This window comes from Streptococcus sp. AS14 (genome assembly GCF_000286495.1).
Taxonomy (GTDB): domain Bacteria; phylum Bacillota; class Bacilli; order Lactobacillales; family Streptococcaceae; genus Streptococcus; species Streptococcus sanguinis_P.
Window position 1 is genome coordinate 1 of sequence record NZ_ALKI01000009.1, and the last position, 19,212, is coordinate 19,212.

Below are 19,212 nucleotides of genomic sequence, written 5' to 3' on the forward strand. Positions count from 1 at the left end.
AAAGGTGTGGATCTGCCAGCGGGCAATGCAGGCTTGAAGACCCATGCGGACACAGATGTGGATCCGTCTACGCTTGGTACAGGCAAGAAGCCAAAACCAGAGATTCAGACGCCTCAACATCAAGAAATACCAAACCCAAGCAAGAAGCCAGAGCTTGATGTGACGAAGACAAGCAAGCCTGAGATTGACCGTGCAAGCAGTCCAGAGATAACTGGTCCAAGTAAGAAGCCAGAAATTGATACTTCTAAGACGGCGAAACCCGAGATTGACAATCCAAGTCGTCCAGCGGTGGATAAGACCAACAGCAAGCCGAGCGAGATTGATACAGGCAAGACGGTTAAACCGGAGGTCAGCCAAGCTCGTCCGAGCGAGGTGGCGTCACCAAACAGTCGTCCAAAAGAAGTGGATGTGACCAAGAAGCCAGACATTGAAGCCAGTCGCCCAGCCGAAGTCAATCCGACCATGATTAAGCCAGAAATGGAAACCAAGGTCAGACTAGACATTGACGCAGCTGCGGCTAGTGCCAGTGCCGTTCCGAAGGTCAAGGCACAAGAACCCGACCTACCCAAAGCCGGACAACCCGAAGTCACCCCTGACGCTGGCAAGAAGGTGCAGAAGCCAGAAGAGGTGGATACCGAAGCAACTAAGGCTGGTATAGGAATGTCGGAAGATGCAAATTATGCACAAAAGACATATGGTCACTCGTTCAGTCAAGAAGGACAGAAAATATATTCTGAATTAGCAGGGGAACCTATAAAAACAATTGATGATTTAGTTGATGCAATAAAATCGGGTAAAATAGATATTAAAGACTTACCGGTTGAATATATCAATCGCGATGGAAATACTTTGATATTGAATACTCGTACATCACAGGCTTTAACTCAATCAGGTATTCCTAGGAGTGATTGGCATACGATTGATAGGACGGGAGAAAAGTTACACGAGACTTTGCTTGACGGACAACTACAAAGAAACAAACTCACTTCAGAAGGTATTAAAGAAGTTAGACCAAGTAACAGAAAAGGATAATAAATATGACATACAAAACAGAATATGTTTTACCTATGTTTTCTTCAAATTTAGAAAAAGAGCCTGAAATTCAGATAACAGGTTTGGAGGTTGCAATTCGGATTTCAGGTTATGATGATGAGGAACAATTTAGTGATGTTCTACTAAAATTTCAATCAGTCTTGGAATTTACTCGGACATCCTCAAAATTTGGAATAACAGAGGGTTCTTATGATACAGTCATTAAAATTGAAAATTCTAAAAGATTAGCGGAGTTAAAAGAAGCAAATGAAAGGGACTATGCGTTTTGGTCTCCTAATCATTATGCTTTTTACCTAGACGGCTCAGGTTTCTTTCAAATAATTGCTGATAGTTTTGAGGTGGAAAGGCTTGTTTGATTATACAAAACTTAGTAGAGAAGTATCCTATATATTAAGACATAATCCAGATAAATATGGTATAAAGCTGGACTCGGAGGGGTGGTGTTCAGTTGATGATTTAATACATAAATTATCAGAAACTCCTTTATGGAAAGGACTTACAAGAGATGACCTTGAAACAATGATAGAACTATCTGACAAAAAGCGTCATGAAATAAAAGGTGAAAAGATTAGGGCTTTTTATGGACATTCAATAAAAGACAAATTATCTAAAACAGCCAATAAACCACCGAAAGTTTTATACCATGGAACAGTTCAAAGATTTTTAAATCAGATTTTACAAACTGGGCTAATTCCAAAAGAAAGGCAGTATGTTCATTTGTCTTCTGATGTGAGTACAGCAAAGCAGGTAGCTTTGAGAAGAGATGACAGAGCTATCATTTTAGAAGTTGCTGCCCAGTCTGCTTGGGAAAATGGTGTAAAATTTTATATTGGGAATGAAGATATATGGCTTTCTGAGCCAATTCCTAGTGAGTATATTTCTATTATTGAGGATAAATAATCTTTTTATGAGTAGAAATAGAAAGAAAGGGGAAAAGAATGTCCGATAAATCAATGAAAATGACAATGATGACAGAACAATTTGAAAAGGGCGATAGCGGAGAAACAGTAGAGGGCATTACTCTCATTGTTGACGGTGTTGTCAAAGACGTGACAGATATTCTTAAGGAAACAAAAGGATATAATTCAACCTTAGACTTAATTCAAGATGCTATTGTTCGTGGATTGGCTGAAATCAGGGAGTCATAGTTTTATTTAAGAGGACGTTAGTCCTCTTTTTTGTTATACTGGAAAGTGTAGGGGAATAAAATGGAAATTTTAAACAAGTACATTGACAATCCAATCCGAGATTAACAACTCAAGCCGAGCGAGGTGGCGTCACCAAACAGTCGTCCAAAAGAAGTGGATGTGAGCAAGAAGCCAGACATCGAAACCAGTCGTCCGGCCGAAGTCAATCCGACCAAGGTCAAGCCAGAAATGGAAACCAAGGTCAAACCAGACATTGACGCTGCGGCAGCTAGTGCCAGTGCCGTTCCCAAGGTCAAGGCGCAAGAGCCCGACCTACCCAAAGCCGGACAACCCGAAGTCACCCCTGACGCTGGCAAGAAGGTGCAGAAGCCAGAAGAGGTGGATACCGAAGCCACTAAGGCTGGGAAGGTTGAGGAGGAAGATACAAATTGGGGCCCAGATGAAATTTCGCGTTTACGAGAGGATTGGGGAGTTCCAGAAACTGACACACTTGCTGTTGCAAAAACAGATATAGAAGGTCTAGAAGACATAGTATTTAAAGGAGGCTCTCCAAGAGTTAGAAAAGAAGCTGGTCTAGATGATTTAGATGTGTTAAAACCAGATAGAGCGATTAAAAGTTCTGGTAAAATTGCGTCTGCGACTCGTCATGCCGAGGAAGATGTGGCAAATGAGTTCGTTGAAGCTGTGGAAAAAGCAGGTTTATCAAACGAAGAAGTTAAGGGAGTCTTACACTTGTATCAATCAAATCCAAGTGGAGTATGTCCTACTTGTTTAAGTGGTTTAGGTAATCCCGATAAGGCATCTGGAGTAATAAAACAACTAAGTGAAAGATACCCAAATTTAAAGATAAAAGTATCTTCCAATCAAGTTGAAGGTGTCCGAGTGACAGGAAGATCAAACTTTACTGTTCAAAACGGGAAATATGTTGATTGAGGTGAAAAATGGAAAATTATAAATTAGCAAACTTCATGCAAATCTTGACGGAGTGTTTACCGTCATATTTGAAGAAAAAGGAAGATATTGTTTTTGTCAAAAAGACGCTTGAGATGACGCAAGATTTTCTTTTGGATAAAGAAACGGTGTCTCCTGACGCTTTATATGACCGCTTGGAAAATATAAACGAGGAAGATATTCTTACTTATTTTGACCTTGACAAAGAAAGTGCTCCGTCAGTCTGGGTCTGCATAGCAGACTTTGTGGCTTATATCTGTAAATTAAGCTACGACGAAAGTGGCGAAAAGTATCTACCCGAGACGATTGAAGCGGTGGATGAAGCGACCTTAACAGAGTTTTTTACTCAGTACAAGGAAAATCTTTCTCTGTTTTCAGATTTGTCAGTGGCGGCTACGACTGCTTTGCAGGAGAAAGAAGTTGATTTGACAGACGAAGCTGTTCATACCTATTATGTACAGTTGTTTGGAGATGATAAATAATCATGGAGCTAAACTTGATTGTTAAACAAGTTCTGCTTGATATTGACTTCATCAACCGCTATGAGGCCTTATCAAAAGAATATAGTCCGGAGAAATTAAGAAATAAAACACCGTTAAAATATCTTGACGGTGAGTTAGTTATGGATATGATTTCAGAGGCTGGCTATATTCCCGGTTTTGACCCCAAAGAGAAATTTTTTAAATTTTATGAAAAGATAGAAGATTATCGGTTCGGTCTGCATATTGTACTTTATAATGGAACAGTAGAGCTCATTTGGGCTGTTAAAGATAAAGAAAAATCAATTGCAGGCATGCCGTGGGGAATTTATTCCAGATTGATGATTGATCCAGACTATCGTATCAAAATGCCCAATTTCAGTGACTACGACGAATTGGAAGATATTTTAAAAACAGCTTTTACGATTTATGAGGATTTCAAACAAGTCTTTTTAGAAGTCGCAGAAGTAAAATAGAGGTCAAAAGAGGGCAATCGTCCTCTTTTTTGCTATACTGGTATCAGTGGGGTGGAGTAGATGATAGATAAAATAGATTTTTTAAACAAATATACATTAAATGAACACCAAGTTGAAATTTTGACAGGTGTTGATAGTAATGTTCAAGAACTTCCTAAATTATGGCAAGATATTCTAGCCATATCAGAACGTCAAGAACGCGTGAAACAAGTTTTACATTGGCAGCAAAAAGTAGGGAAATACCTTATAAATACAACTTCTTATCTGTCTGAATATTTATATGACGTTGAAGTTATGAAAATCGGTCAAGATTTTTATTTGCTTTATACAGTAGTTGGTAGAAGACACAAAGTCATGTATTACGCTGGAGGAAATCCTAATAAAACAAAAGCGGCTTTAAATTCTATAGGGGAGTCTTTCGTTTCGCAGCTACCTGAAAGTTTAAAGAAATTTTATTTTGAACTACACGATGGCTTTTACTATTATCCAAGTCGTAGTATGGGACTTGAAGCTACACAGTCTATCATGAGATTGGCAGATGAAGAGTGGGGGATTTTGGAAGATGGTGCTCCTGTTCCTATTGATTTATCTTCTAGTTATTCATTCTTTACGAATGGTATGGGAAGATATGTTGTTTTGGATTTATCAGAGGGCAATCCTCTTTCTGAAGCAGTTTTATGGGATTCTTCTGCTCCTGCTCGTTATCATTTAGACTTTTGGGCTATTGTTGATGAGTGGATAACGATAGGGTTTGATGGTTAATTTATATTCATAAAAAAGAGGACAATCGTCCTCTTTTTTGCTATACTGATGAATAGGTGATAAACAAATGAAATTAAGAGATAGACTGAATACTGAAGATAAATATAATTATTTAATTGAGAACTACAAACAATTTATAAAAGAATAGTATGAGGACATTGAAGAACTAAATAAGTTAGAGGCTAAAGGTGTTCAGAAATTTTCACGTCCAAATATTCAAGTTATAAAAAGTTCGCATAAAATCATTGCTGGCTATCAAGAAGAAATACTAATAGCAACCTATTCAGTGGGTTAACCACTTGAAGCTGTTAAGGAAGAATATATTAAATTGGTGGATAGTTTGGTACCAATTTGGTATAGTAATAGCGGTTATGTTCATATGCTCTGGGCTTTGTCTATTGGAATTATGTTGGACATTGAAACAGAAGTCTTTGACAAGTTAGTTGACTTAGTGAAAAAAGATGACCCAGTTGATTATTTGATTGATTATCTTATTCATTATCGTCATCCTGATTGGAAAATTCGCGATGATTTTATGTTTCCACGTCCCTATGTTTTTACACAAAAAATAACTCAAGCAGAAAATTTAGCTGAAGCAACTGACTTATTAAAGTACTATTTGGAAAAAGAGTGGTATCAAGGTCAGCGAGGAAATGGTTGGTATGACTTACATAAGCGTAATATTGATAACTATGTTGGCTACTGGTCTTTTGAAGCAGGCGCAATCTGCAAAATCATGGGTTTGAACCCTGAAGATTTTAAGGGAGTAAATTACTTCCCATATGATTTAGTGGCTGAATGCGGAAAATAGAAAGAGGACGCTCGCCCTCTTTTTTCTAATACCAGCAATCAGAATTATAAATTTTTCTAGCTTACCTTGATATCTTTTCATCTTATGCTATACTAATTTTATTACTTTTGGGAAGAGTAAGTGTTGAGGGAGGTTGGGAGAGGCATGATTTGCTTTTATCTCATACTTGCTCACTCTGTACTAGGTAAAAATATGATGGAAGATATGGGGGCTTAGTAGGGGGCAAAAATGGACTGGTTATCAAGCCCAACACATAATTCCGGCAGATATGGCTGATCACCCTGTTATACAAAAAATGGGTATGGATTTGGATGATGCAAGTAATGGGAAATTTTTGCCTGTGCCAGATTCGGTAGATACTACAAGTGTTAGTCCATTATCAAGACATAGAGGTTATCACTCCACGTATAATGAATTTGTTCGTGCACAGTTAGATAATATTGATGTAAATCAATCTCCTGCAATGTTGCAAAAAGAGGTTAAAGAGTTACAAAGAAAATTAGGCATACTGCAAGATAAGGGTCTGCCTTTATATCCTAAATTTGGCGCAACCGCCGAACTTTGGGAAAGATTTATGAAAAATTTAGACTAATTATTGAAGGATGATTTTATGACTAATAACATGAAATTTTTAACAAATATTCTATTCTCTGAAGACATAACAAGAGCACTAGAACAAGTTCAAAGTATAAATAGCTCCGAACAACTGTTCATCTTGTTAGACAATTATAACTGGGACAGTGGCTTTGACCTTCCGCAAGCGGTACTTGACAATCCTGCTTGTACTAACGCTGTAGCGCTACTGGCATTTGATAGAGCGGACGGCTACCGTTTCCTTTTCGAGGGGTTCGGAGAATATTCCTCGCCAGTTTGGCAAGACTTTGTGACGTCTTTATATAAAGATTTATGTGAGAACAAATTTCCTGACGGAGAGCTTGGTTATTTGCCTGAACTTAGTAAAGTGCAGAAATTTAAGTTGAAAAAACAACATCCAGATTTACCGACGATATTTCTAGACGGAGTTGACGGAGAGCATGTCCGTGTAACTTTATAAAAGTAGGCTATATATCGTATTATATTTGCGAAATGGAAGAAAATAGACGATTGATTATTTTAAATGACACTTTCGGGAAAGAGGGGTCAGATGAGGAAATTGCTGGGCTTACGATTTTGGTGGACGGCACGATTAAAATCGCTTTTGACAAAATTCAAGCCATGCGTCAGTATGACAGTTATAACGAAGTCTTGCGGGATGTCATTTTTGAAGGTTTAGAAAAGATATTCACAGAAAACCGATGATTTTGGGTAAAGTTTTTAATGGTTAAAAATATATTACTAACAGGTTCATGGTACGGTGAGATAAGCTCTCTCAGTAGAAGAATTGAGAGAAAAATTAGTGCAAGTACAAGATGAAAAAGATTGTATCTTGTTAATTGCTGAATTGCTCAAAAAAGGAGATTTTTCTGTAAAAAATCTTTTGATTGACTTGATGAATACCACTAAAGACGATGCCGTGCTTAATCTGTGTATTCGCTTGTTTTGTTCAGTCTGTACTCACGAAGATTTAGAAAATCCTCAAAATTTGAATTTTTTAGCTAATGTGTCAGAGCTTGGTGCTTTAACTTTTGCTTCAAGCGCGATTAACAGTCTGTCTTATGAAGTCATCCCTTATTTGCTAGCTTTATGGGAGGATTGGGAAGATACAGATGTAGCGGTTGCTATTCGTGATAGTTTAGACTCTTATCTAGATTACTATGATGTTCTTGGTGAAGAAGCCGACCTTGATGAAGTGGGACAGTATTATTTGGATAAAGTCCAATCAGTTGATAAAAGACTTTATTACTATGAAAAGGGACCGATTTTTCTTGGTGATTTAACAAAAATCATCTTCCAGCGTTTGTATATGGCGGCTAACCAAAAGGAACGTTTCGCTCTTTTTATCCAGCCAAGTCTTCTTTCAGTCTTATCTGGTTATCATTTTCCACTTGAATATGGACAGGAAGTTAGCGAGCAAGATTTACGGAAAGCTCAAGAATACGTAGACTTTCTGGCTCAAAAAGAGTGGAAAAAAAGTACAAAATATTTTTATGGCTACAACTTGTAGTAAGGTTTTAAGAGGACGGACGTCCTCTTTTTTGCAGTGGGGTAGAGTAAATGACAGATAAAATAGAATTTTTAAACAAGTATACTTTAACTTCTTCAGAAGTAGAAATTGTAACAGATAAAGCAAATATTCTAAATGCCCCAATTCCAGATTTTTGGAAAGAAGCACTTTTGTCAGATAGTTTGGAAGAAAGAAAAGAAAAAATTCATCAATATCTTGCTTTTGGGCTAGGAAGTTAAGCAATTCTGTAGTAAACTGTGTCATAGGAATAAATCTCTTTCTAGTAATGTTTCGCAACTCTACTATAACGGATTTATTCCTTTTTGTGTTTACACAACTTATTTTACACTACCCAAAGTGGATGTGTAAATATCACATTGTGTTTACACCTAAGTATAGACGAAAAGTCATCTATAATCAATATCGAAACAGTTTGGGTGAAATATTCCACCGATTATGTAGTTATAAAGGTGTTGAAATTATTGAGGGTCACTTAATGCCAGATCATGTACATATGTTGGTAAGTATTCTACCGAGGATAAGTGTTTCTAGTTTTATGGGGTATTTAAAAGGTAAAAGTGCTCTCATGATGTTTGATAAGCACGCCAATCTAAAATATAAGTTTGGGAACCGACATTTTTGGGCGGAAGGCTATTACGTGAGTACAGTAGGACTTAATGAAGCCACAATTAAGAAATATATCCAAGAGAAGGAAAAGCATGATATAGCGTTGGATGAATTGAGTGAAAAAGAATATGAGGATCCCTTTAGGGATAGTGGCAAGTAATGCAAACACCTCTTTGAGAGGTTTGTGACGAGTCAAGAGCAATGAGGCTTGAACAAAGTGAAAGCCAGCGTCTTTAGGCGCTGGCTGGTGATGTGGGCTTATAGCCCTGGGACAAACCACCCGTTAGACGGGTGGTTATGATGTCCTTTTGTTTTTTAGGAAAAATTGGGAACAAATAGAGGAAGATTTTGTGTATTTGTGATAAAATAGAAGTATGAAAGAAAGAATGTCAGAATTAGTAGAATTGCTCAATCGATACGCCCATGAATATTATACGGCAGATAGGCCAAGCGTATCGGACAGCGAGTATGACAGACTCTATCGTGAGTTAGCGGAGTTAGAAGAAAAGTACCCAACCGATATCCTGCCTGACAGTCCGACGCATCGGGTGGGCGGGAAGATTTTAGAAGGATTTGAAAAATATCCACACCAGTATCCTCTCTTTAGTTTGCAGGATGCTTTTTCACGTGAAGAATTACTAGCCTTTGACCAGCGGGTTCGCAAGGAATTTCCACAAGTTTCTTATCTTTGTGAACTCAAGATTGATGGGCTCTCTATTTCCCTGACCTATGAAAATGGAATCTTGGTAGCAGGAGCGACTCGGGGGGATGGTTCTGTTGGTGAAAACATTACTGAAAATCTCAAGCGAGTCAAGGATATTCCACTGACTTTGAAAGAACCGCTGGACATTACGGTTCGCGGAGAGTGCTATATGCCCAAGGCATCCTTTGATGCGGTCAATCAGCTGCGACAGGAAAATGGTGAGCCTGAGTTTGCCAATCCCCGCAATGCGGCAGCAGGAACCTTGCGCCAGCTCGACACAGCAGTTGTGGCCAAGCGCAATCTAGCGACTTTCCTATACCAAGAAGCCAGTCCGACTCAGGTTGGCAGCCAAGAAGAAGTCTTAAACAAGCTGGCAGATTTGGACTTCTCAGTCAATCCTACTCATATTCTGGCGGATTCTATCGAAGCGGTTTGGGAGTTTATCGAAAAGATTGCTCAGGAGCGGGACAGTCTGCCTTATGAGATTGACGGTATTGTCATCAAGGTTAATGACTTGGCGGTGCAAGAGGAGCTTGGCTTTACTGTCAAGGCACCTAAGTGGGCCATCGCTTATAAGTTTCCGGCTGAGGAAAAGGAAGCCCAGCTTCTGTCTGTTGACTGGACAGTGGGTCGGACGGGAGTGGTGACTCCGACAGCCAATCTGACGCCAGTGCAGCTAGCGGGAACGACTGTCAGCCGAGCAACCTTGCACAATGTGGACTATATTGCAGAGAAGGATATTCGTCAGAAAGACACCGTTATCGTCTATAAGGCGGGGGATATTATTCCTGCTGTCTTGCGAGTGGTGGAGTCCAAACGAGTCTCAGAGGAGCCTCTGGAAATACCAAGTCACTGTCCGAGCTGTGAGAGTGAGCTAGTGCACTTTGAAGATGAAGTCGCTCTGCGCTGCATCAATCCTCTCTGTCCAGCTCAGATCAAGGAGGGCTTGATTCACTTTGCCAGCCGGGATGCCATGAATATTACTGGCCTTGGTCCAGCAGTGGTAGAGAAGCTCTTTGCTCAAAATCTAGTCAAGGATGTGGCTGGAATCTATCGGCTGACGGTAGAAAATTTACTAGAACTAGAGAACTTTAAGGAAAAATCAGCAAATAAATTGTATACTGCTATTCAAGCTTCCAAGGAGAACTCGGCTGAACGCCTCTTGTTCGGCTTGGGGATTCGTCATGTGGGAAGCAAGGCCAGTCGGATTTTGCTGGAGAAATTCCATGATATTCCTAAGCTGTCTCAGGCCAGCCAAGAAGAAATTGCGGCTATTGACAGCCTTGGAACTGTAATTGCCCAAAGCCTGCATACCTATTTTGAGCAGGAAGGCTCTCAGATTCTTTTGGCGGAGCTGCAGGAAGCAGGTGTGAATCTAGACTATCTGGGACAAAAAGCAGCAGCTGATGCAGCCCTATCTGGTATGACGGTTGTCTTGACTGGTAAATTACAAAAATTGACACGCAATCAAGCTAAAGAAAAATTGCAGAGTCTAGGTGCTAATGTTTCCGGATCTGTTTCTAAAAAAACGGATCTGGTAGTGGCTGGCCAAGATGCCGGCAGCAAGCTGGCCAAGGCTCAGGAGTTGGGAATTGAAATTCGGGATGAAGATTGGCTTGATAGCTTATGAGGCTGAAGTATGAAGGATAAGATTAAACGAGCACGATTGATTTATAACCCGACTTCGGGACAGGAAATTATTAAGAAAAATATAGCGGAAGTTCTGGATGTTTTGGAGGATGTGGGCTATGAAACCAGCGCCTACCAGACCACTCCAGCGCCTCTTTCTGCTCAAAAAGAAGCTGAAAGAGCAGCAAAAGCAGGATTTGATTTGATTATTGCGGCAGGCGGCGACGGTACCATCAATGAGGTAGTTAATGGCGTGGCGAATCTGGATGAACGGCCTAAACTGGCCTTTATTCCAACTGGCACAACCAACGATTATGCGCGTGCTCTCAAGATTCCCATGGGAGATCCAGTAGCGGCAGCTCGCATCATCGAAAAGAACCAGACCATTAAGATGGATATTGGCCGGGCCTATGGTAACAAGTATTTTATCAATATTGCAGCAGCTGGAACCTTAACAGAGCTGACTTATAGTGTACCTAGCGAGGTCAAATCCCGCCTAGGCTACTTTGCCTATGTCGCAGAAGGAGCAAAAAAGCTCCCTCGTTCTAAGTTCCGCAAGGTCCGTATCAAGCACGACCACGGTGTCTTTGAAGGGAAGATTTCGCTCATGTTTGCTGCTCTAACCAACTCTATCGGTGGTTTTGAAAAGCTAGCGCCAGACACTAAATTAGATGATGGGAATTTTACCTTGATTTTGGTCAAGACAGCCAATCTCTTCGATATGCTGAGTCTGATGATGCAGGCTATCAATGGCGGTCAGCATGTCGGCGATATCAACGTAGAATACCTTAAAACAAGCAAACTGCAGCTGGAAGTTTTAGATAAAAAAGGTCCATTTATGCTGAATTTGGATGGAGAATACGGCGGCGATACGCCTGTTGAACTGGAAGTGCTGCACGGTCATTTGGAATTTTTTGCCAATATTGATGAAATCAGTCAGACTGCCCTTTCAATAGAATAATTTTAGATAAGAGATGAAAAAACATGCTAGACTATAAAGTCTTAGTCCATTACCACAATCCTACTGGAGATTATTTCTCCTATGATATGTGGCAGTGGCAAATAAACCAATGGGGAAAGGAAGCAGCCTTTTCCAAACTTGATTATTTTGGTATTCAGGGGGAATTATCATTTCAAACCTGGGAGCCCTTAGATCACGCTCATGTAATTATCAAACGTTCAGACTGGTCTAGCCAGTCATGTGACTATCATATTGATTTGCTGCCTCCTCATCTGGTGACGGAAATTTGGCTGATTGAGGGAGATGCGCAGGTTTATTATTCCCTGCAGGCTGCAACGACAAGTCACCAGTATTCACGCCGGCGTCCGCATAACTTTGATATGGCCCTGAGAACAGACTACTTCGATGAATGCTGGGGCTATCAAGGTTGGTTGGGACACCGTCAGACCGACGATGTAAATACCTTCAAAGTTTGGGCACCGACAGCTAGAAAGGTAGAGCTGGTAGTCTATGAATCGGCTGACAATAAAGCTCCTGTTTATAAAATTTTCCCCATGCAAAAAGGAGACCGATATTCTCACGACCATAAGGAAAACACCATTGGTGTCTGGTCAACTGAAATAGCTGAAGACTTGACCGGCAAAACCTATCACTACCATGTTAGCTTTGAATATCGCAATTTTTATACTCGAGATCCCTATACTGTTGCGACCAGTCCAGATGGCAAACGCTCAGCGATTCTTGGAGCGGATGAGACAGAAGTAGCCGGTTTTCAGGTCAGGCAGGGTAAAGAAGCTGTCTGGCGTTTGGACAATCCAAACCAGGCAGTGATTTATGAGATGCATATTCGGGATTTGACTAAGTCGGAGACTTCTGGTGTGGACAGTCAGCTGCGCGGGACTTTCCTGGGGGCCTGTCAAAAAGGAACTACCAATCATCTAGGGCAAAAAACAGGTTTTGACTATATCAGTGATTTAGGCGTTAATGTTGTCCAGCTTCAGCCTGTCTCTGACCGTCACAAGGACTATGATGAAAATGGAGAGCTAATCTACAACTGGGGCTATGACCCACAGAACTATCATGCTCCGGAGACTAGCTTTTCCAGCAATCCTGCCGACCCAGCGCAGGCCATTCGAGATTTGAAAACCATGATTCAGGCCTACCATGATGCGGGGATTTCTGTGACACTGGATGTTGTTTACAATCACATCTACTCGACCTATGATTCTGCTTTTCAGGCTACAGTACCGGATTATTACTATCGGATGAATCCTAACGGCTCTTTCCAAAACGGAACTGGAGTGGGGAGTGAGACGGCCAGCGAACATGAGATGTTCCGCAAGTTTATGATTGACTCTCTGCTGTACTGGGTAGAGGAGTTCAATGTAGATGGCTTCCGCTTCGACCTAATGGGAATTCATGATGTGGAAACGATGAATGCCATTCGTCAAGCTATGGATGAAGTGGACCCACGAATCCTGCTCTATGGAGAAGGCTGGGATATGGGAACGGGCCTGAGACCAGAAGACAAGGCTAAGAAGGACAATGCTTATCAGTTACCGCGGATTGGATTTTTCAATGATACAGAGCGGGATGCGGTCAAAGGAGCAGAAGTTTACGGCGGCATCAAAGCTGGTTTTGTCAGTGGTCAGGCGACGGAGGATATCGTCGCTAAGTCTATCCTTGGCAGCAGTGAGCTAGGCAGCTATCGCAGTCCTGATCAAGTCCTTAACTACGTGGAGGCACATGATAATTTCAACCTGCATGATTTGCTTGCGGAGCTGCATCCCGATGATGATATTCTGACTCGTACCAAGCGGATTGAGCTGGCAACTGCCATGAACCTGCTCATGCAGGGTATGGCTTTCATGGAGGTGGGACAGGAATTTTCTCGTACTAAGCTCGTAGCTACGGGGGAGGACGGCCAAGTCCTGCATAGCGATCGCGAAAGGGCTATGAACAGTTACAATGCACCAGATGCAGTCAATCAGGTGAATTGGGATATTTTGCAGGACCATCAAGAGAGTATTGATTTTATCAAGGACATTATTCGTCTAAAGACAAGCTGCAAAGCCTTTTCTTATCAGACTTATGAGGATATTTATAAGCATGTCTTTGTCCAATCAGCAGAGCAGGGCAGTGGCTTGATTATCTTCGAAATCAAGGACGACAAGCATTATCAAGTCATTTTTAATGCTAGCGGCCTGCCTTACTATCTGCCTAATGCAGACAAGCTGCGCCTCCTAGTAGGCAATAGCCGTCATAAGAAGCCTTTCTATGTTGAAAATCTGACGGTTTCTGTTTTTGAAGTTATTCAATAAGTTATTAGCTACATGAAAAGCCTTAAGTCCATTGGACTTAAGGCTTTTGTTATCTATGGATTGGCTGTGGAGCTAGAGCTGGAAGAGCTCGAGTCTTCCTGACTGCTGTCTTCGTCGCTGCTGCTAGTTTGGAACTGTTCGGGATGCAGTGCTCTATAGCTTGGCGAATTAAAGAGATCCACAGTGGAGACATTGCCTCGCTTAGAGTAAAGACTGGTTGATTGGTCGCCTTTTTCCTTTTCAATAGCCAACAAGGCCTTCATTGAATTAAGATAAGAGTAATCTTTAGGGTTGACCTTGCCCAAGTCATTACCCTTGTAGAAGCGAATCAAGTCACCCGTTTGAATAGCGTCACTAATCTTCAGCTGGGTATTGGCAGCATTACGAATTTCATCCAGTTCTTTCTTGATGGTTTCGTCAGGATTGGTAATTTCTTCACCGGTCTGGGTGTAGTAGGTCCGTCCGTTGAAGCTAGTGTATTTTGGAGTGACAAAGTTATTGCTGGAGCGGAAAGCTGTGATTTGCTGGTGCTGACTTGATAGCATATCTTGGCCGACCTGAAGGTAGTTTTTAGAGTCAATGCCCAGTAAATGCTCCAATGTTGGCAGCATATCCACTTGACCGGCGTAGGTATCAATTATCTTTCCTTTGTCCATGCCAGGAACTACGACCATGTAAGGCACGCGCTGCATCATGGCATTGTCGTAGTTGGACCAAGTCTCAGAGGTCTTTCCTACAAGAGGGGCCAAGTTAGGATTACGGGTTTGGGAAATTCCAAAATGGTCTCCATAGAGAACGATAATAGAGTTGTCATAGAGGCCGGATTCTTTGAGATAGTCAAACAAGGCCTTGACAGAAGAATCTAGGTAGTTGGCAGTGGCAAAGTAGCCGTTGATGGTTTCATCCTTGGTCTTAGCCAGCGGGAAGCCAATTTCGTCACCAATCAAGCTAGTCGTGTAAGGATAGTGGTTGGAAACCGTGATATACTTAGCATAGAAAGGCTGCTGCAGGTGTTCCAGATATTTGATGGAATCTTTCAGCATAATCTTGTCGTTCAAACCATACTGGAAGGAGTTGGTATCGTCCTGCTTGGTAAAGTATGACGCATCGAAGAAATAGTTATAACCCCATTGCTTGTAAGCTGTATTACGGTTCCAGAAGCTTCCAGTGTTTCCGTGGAAAACAGCGGAAGTGTAGCCGCCGTTTTTGGAAAGAATAAAAGGTGCAGCTTGCTGGGTATTAGTACCACCGTAGTTGACCATGAAGGACCCTTGATTGAGACCGAAGAGACCAGTTTCAATCATGGTTTCAGCATCAGAAGTTTTACCAGCCTTGACCTGGTTGAAGACATTAGAGAAAGCCAGAGTCGAGTTGGAGTGGTAGAGGGAATTGAGGAAAGGTGTCACCTCGTACTCTTTCCCATCTGCCTGCAGCTTATAGTCAATCAGGAACTGCTGGAAACTTTCCAGATGGACATAGATAACATTGCGACCCTTGGCAATTCCGTAATATTCTGGATTAGGCTCCGCATAATGAGATTGGATATATTCTTTTACTGGTTCCAAGTCTTTTTCAGAAGCTTTGGATCGCTCACGATTAGCGGTATATGTCTGGTTAGCACTGTAACCTAGAAAAGCTGGCAAGCCCAGAGCCCGAACGACATAATAGTTGGAAAATCCACGTGACAAGAGCTCAGGCCGGTCAATTTCAGCCAAGAATAAGTTGGCAGAGAACAGCATGACAGACAGGGAGGTCACAGCAAAGCTGGCGCGTTTATTGAAAGGCCGATCATCCATTCGGATGTATTTCTTAAAAAATAAGAAGGCCAAAATTGGGAAATCAATCAGATAAAGAATATCCCAAGGGCGGAAGAGCTCGAGTGCTGCTTCCCCAAGTCCAGCTGAAACGCTGCTGGAAGCCAACATAGTGTTTACAGTGACAAAGTCACTGAACTCGCGGTAGTAAATGGAGTTAGATACCAGCCAAGCAAAGAGGAGCAGATAAATTCCGAAGGCTAGGCTGTAGAATAATTTGGTTCGTTTTACATAAAGTGCTAGTCCCAGCAGCAAGAGGCTGATAGGGAAAGGGTTTATAATAGCTAAAAATACTTGATAGGCACCTTGGATATCAAGGTTAAAATCAATCGTATAGGCCCACATGGTTTTTATCCAATAGAGGACCAGTAAAATCAAGACAAAACCTAGTCTCGTACTCATGAAATTGAGTAAATTCTTGGTTATTTTTTTCACAAAAAGTTACTTCCTTGTCTTATTTCCTAAAAATTTTCTCCTCTAAGTATAACATAATTTCTCCAGTTAAGGAAAATTTGAGCCGTATTTGAGATATTTTAAATCGGCGAAATTGTAATATTCCTATGAAAGCCTTATCCTCTCTATAGAGAGGTTTATAGTCGTTTTGCACTCGTTTGTGAAATCTTTTATTAACTCAAATGTAAAATATGTTTTGAGAATTTTCACAATCTTTGGTATAATATAATTTATGAATAAACTTACTGTTACTCAACAGGCAGAAGAAAAACTGAGAAAGGGCATTCTTTTATTAGATAAAAAGGATTTTGGCGCCCTTTCGCTTCAGAATCAATGCGTGGAGCTGCAAAACCGTCAGGGAAAGTTTTTAGGCACAGCTTATCTCTCTCCGCAGAATAAGGGAGTTGGCTGGCTGATTTCCCAGAAGAAGGTAGAGCTAAACTCGGATTTTTTTCAAGGTCTCTTTGAGCAGGCTAAGAGCAGACGTTCTGCTTATTTTCATTCGTCTGACACGACAGCCTTTCGACTCTTTAATCAAGAGGGGGATGGCTTCGGTGGCTTCACGGTGGATTTCTACAATGACTTTGCGCTTTTTTCTTGGTACAATGACTTTGTCTTTGCTATCAAGGAGCAGATTCTGACAGCTTTCGCTAAGGTTTTCCCAGAGATTCAGGGAGCTTATGAAAAGATTCGTTTCAAGGGTTTGAACTACGAATCGGCCCATATCTACGGAGCGGAAGCGCCAGAAACCTTCACAGTCTTGGAGAATGGTGTTCGCTATCAGGTTTTTCTGAATGATGGTCTTATGACTGGTATATTTCTGGATCAGCACGATGTGCGTGCCAGTCTGGTAGATGGTCTGGCTGCTGGTAAAAGTTTGCTCAATATGTTTTCCTACACAGCCGCTTTTTCAGTTGCAGCAGCCATGGGCGGTGCCAGTCAGACAGTATCAGTTGATTTGGCCAAGCGAAGCCGTGAGCTGTCTGAAGCTCATTTTCTGGCCAATGGTCTGACATTGGATCAGCATCGCTTTCAGGTGATGGATGTCTTTGATTATTTCAAGTACGCTAAGCGTCACGCTCTAAGTTTTGATGTCATTGTGATAGATCCGCCTAGCTTTGCTAGAAATAAAAAGCGGACATTCTCGGTTGCTAAAGATTATCATCGTTTGGTTGCACAAGCTTTGGAAATCCTGAATCCTCAGGGAATCATGATTTTAAGTACCAATGCAGCCAATCTTTCCAAAAGTAAGTTTAAACAAGAAATTGAAAAAGGCCTTGCCGGCAGAAAGCACCGCTATCTTGCGGAGTATGGCTTGCCAGCAGACTTTGTCTATAATAAAAAAGACGGGAGCAGTAATTACCTCAAGGTATTTACAATAAAGGTGGACCAATGAAATTAGTCGTTTCTGTAATGCCCAAGAGTTTAGAAGAAGCTCAAGAAATTGATGTATCACGCTACGAAGATGCGGATATTATTGAATGGCGGGCGGATTTTCTGGCCAAGGATGACATTTTAAATGTTGCGCCAGCTATTTTTGAAAAATTTGCCGGACGTGAATTAATTTTCACCTTGCGAACCCGTCAGGAAGGCGGAGAAATCGAACTATCCGATGATGAATACGTAGCTCTCATCAAGGAAGTAGCCGGTTTTTACCAGCCGGATTATATCGACTTTGAATATTTCTCTCACAAGGGGAAATTTGAAGAAATGCTAGAGTTTCCTAATCTGGTGCTGAGCTACCATAACTTTGAGGAAACGCCTGAAAATATGATGGAAATCCTGTCTGAGTTGACTTCTCTGACCCCTAAGGTGGTCAAGGTTTCTGTCATGGCTCATAATGAGCAGGATGTGCTGGACTTGATGAACTATACTCGCGGTTTCAAGACTTTGAATCCTGAGCAAGATTTTGTCACCATTTCTATGGGAAAAGTTGGCAAGATTTCACGGATTGCGGCTGATTTGACAGGTTCCAGCTGGTCATTTGCCAGTCAGGATATGGCGTCAGCACCCGGTCAGATTTCTCTGAGCAATATGAAGAAAATTCAGGAGATTTTGAATGAGAATTAATGGCCACACCCGCATGGCTGCTGTGGTTGCCAAGCCAATTAAGCACAGTATTTCTCCTCTTATTCACAATATGGCTTTTGAAAAGACTGGTGTCAATGGTGTCTATCTAGCTTGGGAAGTAGAAGTGAAGGATCTGCAGGCCAGTATAGAAAATATCCGCAGATACGATATGTTTGGTGTCAATCTTTCCATGCCCTACAAGCAGGAAGTGATCCCTTATCTGGACGAGCTGGATGTCAGCGCTCGCCTTATCGGAGCAGTCAATACGGTTGTGAATAAAAATGGAATTTTAGTTGGTTATAATACAGATGGCAAGGGATTTTTTAAGAGCTTGCCTTCTTTTGCTATTCGGGGCAAAAAAATGACGATTTTGGGGGCAGGTGGAGCAGCGACAGCGATTATTGCCCAAGCAGCTTTGGACAATGCAGAGGAAATTTTTGTTTTCACTCGACAGTCTTCCTATGAGAAGACTGTCAGAAAGATGGCAGCTATCAGTCGCCAAACCAAGAGTTCTATCCAGGTACTAACCTTGGAAGATGCGGATAGTTTGCAGGATACAATCAATCAATCAGACCTTCTGGTCAATGGGACCAGTCTAGGTATGGATGGCATCAGCATGCCCCTACCTGAACAGCTTGAACTACCTGACCAGATTTTAGTTGCGGATGTTATCTACCAACCTTTTGAAACGCCCTTTGTCAAATGGGCCAGAAATCAAAATGTCACAGCGGTCAACGGACTTGGTATGCTGCTCTATCAGGGAGCAGAAGCCTTTGAGCTTTGGACCGGCAAGCCTATGCCCAGTCAGGAAATTTGGCAATGTTTAGAAGAATTGTATAAATAAGGAGGC

20 protein-coding genes and 2 pseudogenes are annotated in these 19,212 nt (G+C 41.5%); 21 read left to right on the plus strand and 1 reads right to left on the minus strand.

The genetic code is table 11. From position 1 onward, the window contains the following. The 18 genes and pseudogenes from HMPREF1150_RS12205 to pulA all read left to right on the plus strand — a co-directional run. Window positions 1-1,032, plus strand: a pseudogene (locus HMPREF1150_RS12205) (hypothetical protein); the annotation flags it as partial. A 5-nt stretch (window positions 1,033-1,037) separates the two neighbouring features. Beyond that, complete coding sequence (locus tag HMPREF1150_RS08370; RefSeq protein WP_002924187.1) at window positions 1,038-1,409, plus strand: hypothetical protein; 372 nt, start codon at window positions 1,038-1,040, stop codon at window positions 1,407-1,409. Continuing rightward, window positions 1,402-1,953 (plus strand): RNA 2'-phosphotransferase, encoded by a 552-nt coding sequence (locus HMPREF1150_RS0111100; protein WP_002924189.1) that lies wholly within the window; start codon window positions 1,402-1,404, stop codon window positions 1,951-1,953. Before HMPREF1150_RS08370 ends, HMPREF1150_RS0111100 begins: the two co-directional genes overlap by 8 nt. Before the next feature lie 38 nt (window positions 1,954-1,991). Then, window positions 1,992-2,201: a hypothetical protein gene (locus tag HMPREF1150_RS08365; protein ID WP_002924190.1), complete on the plus strand. Its 210-nt coding sequence runs from the start codon at window positions 1,992-1,994 to the stop codon at window positions 2,199-2,201. Between the two features lie 159 nt (window positions 2,202-2,360). Beyond that, window positions 2,361-3,134 carry a hypothetical protein gene (locus HMPREF1150_RS12210; protein ID WP_009659424.1) on the plus strand — a complete coding sequence of 258 codons (774 nt, stop codon included), beginning with the start codon at window positions 2,361-2,363 and terminating at the stop codon, window positions 3,132-3,134. Window positions 3,135-3,142: 8 nt separating this feature from the next. Continuing rightward, window positions 3,143-3,634: an Imm6 family immunity protein gene (locus HMPREF1150_RS08360; protein ID WP_004190956.1), complete on the plus strand. Its 492-nt coding sequence runs from the start codon at window positions 3,143-3,145 to the stop codon at window positions 3,632-3,634. A 14-nt stretch (window positions 3,635-3,648) separates the two neighbouring features. After that, entirely contained in the window at window positions 3,649-4,107 is a 459-nt protein-coding gene (locus HMPREF1150_RS08355) for a hypothetical protein (protein WP_223314003.1), read from the plus strand. Between the two features lie 60 nt (window positions 4,108-4,167). After that, window positions 4,168-4,869 (plus strand): SMI1/KNR4 family protein, encoded by a 702-nt coding sequence (locus HMPREF1150_RS08350; protein WP_009659380.1) that lies wholly within the window; start codon window positions 4,168-4,170, stop codon window positions 4,867-4,869. Between the two features lie 157 nt (window positions 4,870-5,026). Further along, a pseudogene (locus HMPREF1150_RS11405) lies at window positions 5,027-5,680 on the plus strand (PoNe immunity protein domain-containing protein). A gap of 268 nt (window positions 5,681-5,948) precedes the next feature. Beyond that, entirely contained in the window at window positions 5,949-6,272 is a 324-nt protein-coding gene (locus tag HMPREF1150_RS0111115; protein WP_232212191.1) for an AHH domain-containing protein, read from the plus strand. Between the two features lie 18 nt (window positions 6,273-6,290). After that, window positions 6,291-6,734 carry a DUF4274 domain-containing protein gene (locus HMPREF1150_RS08345; protein WP_002924193.1) on the plus strand — a complete coding sequence of 148 codons (444 nt, stop codon included), beginning with the start codon at window positions 6,291-6,293 and terminating at the stop codon, window positions 6,732-6,734. A 50-nt stretch (window positions 6,735-6,784) separates the two neighbouring features. Next, window positions 6,785-6,979, plus strand: a complete 195-nt coding sequence (locus tag HMPREF1150_RS08340; RefSeq protein WP_223322483.1) for a hypothetical protein — start codon at window positions 6,785-6,787, stop codon at window positions 6,977-6,979. An 82-nt stretch (window positions 6,980-7,061) separates the two neighbouring features. Next, window positions 7,062-7,784, plus strand: a complete 723-nt coding sequence (gene imm47, locus HMPREF1150_RS08335) for an Imm47 family immunity protein (RefSeq protein ID WP_124766147.1) — start codon at window positions 7,062-7,064, stop codon at window positions 7,782-7,784. 50 nt (window positions 7,785-7,834) lie between these two features. Continuing rightward, the gene (locus HMPREF1150_RS08330; RefSeq protein WP_002933180.1) at window positions 7,835-8,023 is read left to right on the plus strand and encodes a hypothetical protein; all 189 of its coding nucleotides are present in this window, start codon (window positions 7,835-7,837) and stop codon (window positions 8,021-8,023) included. Between the two features lie 122 nt (window positions 8,024-8,145). Beyond that, entirely contained in the window at window positions 8,146-8,571 is a 426-nt protein-coding gene (tnpA, locus tag HMPREF1150_RS0111120) for an IS200/IS605 family transposase (protein ID WP_156788985.1), read from the plus strand. A 214-nt stretch (window positions 8,572-8,785) separates the two neighbouring features. Continuing rightward, window positions 8,786-10,744, plus strand: a complete 1,959-nt coding sequence (ligA, locus tag HMPREF1150_RS08325; protein WP_009659403.1) for an NAD-dependent DNA ligase LigA — start codon at window positions 8,786-8,788, stop codon at window positions 10,742-10,744. Window positions 10,745-10,753: 9 nt separating this feature from the next. After that, window positions 10,754-11,704: a diacylglycerol kinase family lipid kinase gene (locus HMPREF1150_RS08320; protein WP_002914839.1), complete on the plus strand. Its 951-nt coding sequence runs from the start codon at window positions 10,754-10,756 to the stop codon at window positions 11,702-11,704. Window positions 11,705-11,727: 23 nt separating this feature from the next. Further along, window positions 11,728-14,025, plus strand: a complete 2,298-nt coding sequence (gene pulA, locus HMPREF1150_RS08315; protein WP_009659416.1) for a type I pullulanase — start codon at window positions 11,728-11,730, stop codon at window positions 14,023-14,025. 53 nt (window positions 14,026-14,078) lie between these two features. Here pulA and HMPREF1150_RS08310 read toward each other — a convergent pair whose 3' ends face one another. Then, the gene (locus HMPREF1150_RS08310) at window positions 14,079-16,274 is read right to left on the minus strand and encodes an LTA synthase family protein (RefSeq protein WP_009659444.1); all 2,196 of its coding nucleotides are present in this window, start codon (window positions 16,272-16,274) and stop codon (window positions 14,079-14,081) included. Between the two features lie 250 nt (window positions 16,275-16,524). Here HMPREF1150_RS08310 and HMPREF1150_RS08305 point away from each other — a divergent pair, with 250 nt between their 5' ends. From HMPREF1150_RS08305 to HMPREF1150_RS08295, 3 genes are read left to right on the plus strand one after another with little or no spacing between them, the layout of a single operon-like run. Next, on the plus strand, window positions 16,525-17,688 hold the full coding sequence (locus HMPREF1150_RS08305; protein ID WP_009659390.1) for a class I SAM-dependent rRNA methyltransferase: 1,164 nt from the start codon (window positions 16,525-16,527) through the stop codon (window positions 17,686-17,688). Beyond that, window positions 17,685-18,362: a type I 3-dehydroquinate dehydratase gene (gene aroD, locus HMPREF1150_RS08300; RefSeq protein ID WP_002906180.1), complete on the plus strand. Its 678-nt coding sequence runs from the start codon at window positions 17,685-17,687 to the stop codon at window positions 18,360-18,362. Before HMPREF1150_RS08305 ends, aroD begins: the two co-directional genes overlap by 4 nt. Continuing rightward, window positions 18,352-19,206 (plus strand): shikimate dehydrogenase, encoded by an 855-nt coding sequence (locus HMPREF1150_RS08295; RefSeq protein WP_009659397.1) that lies wholly within the window; start codon window positions 18,352-18,354, stop codon window positions 19,204-19,206. The genes aroD and HMPREF1150_RS08295 overlap by 11 nt, the downstream gene beginning before the upstream one ends. Window positions 19,207-19,212: the final 6 nt, after the last annotated feature.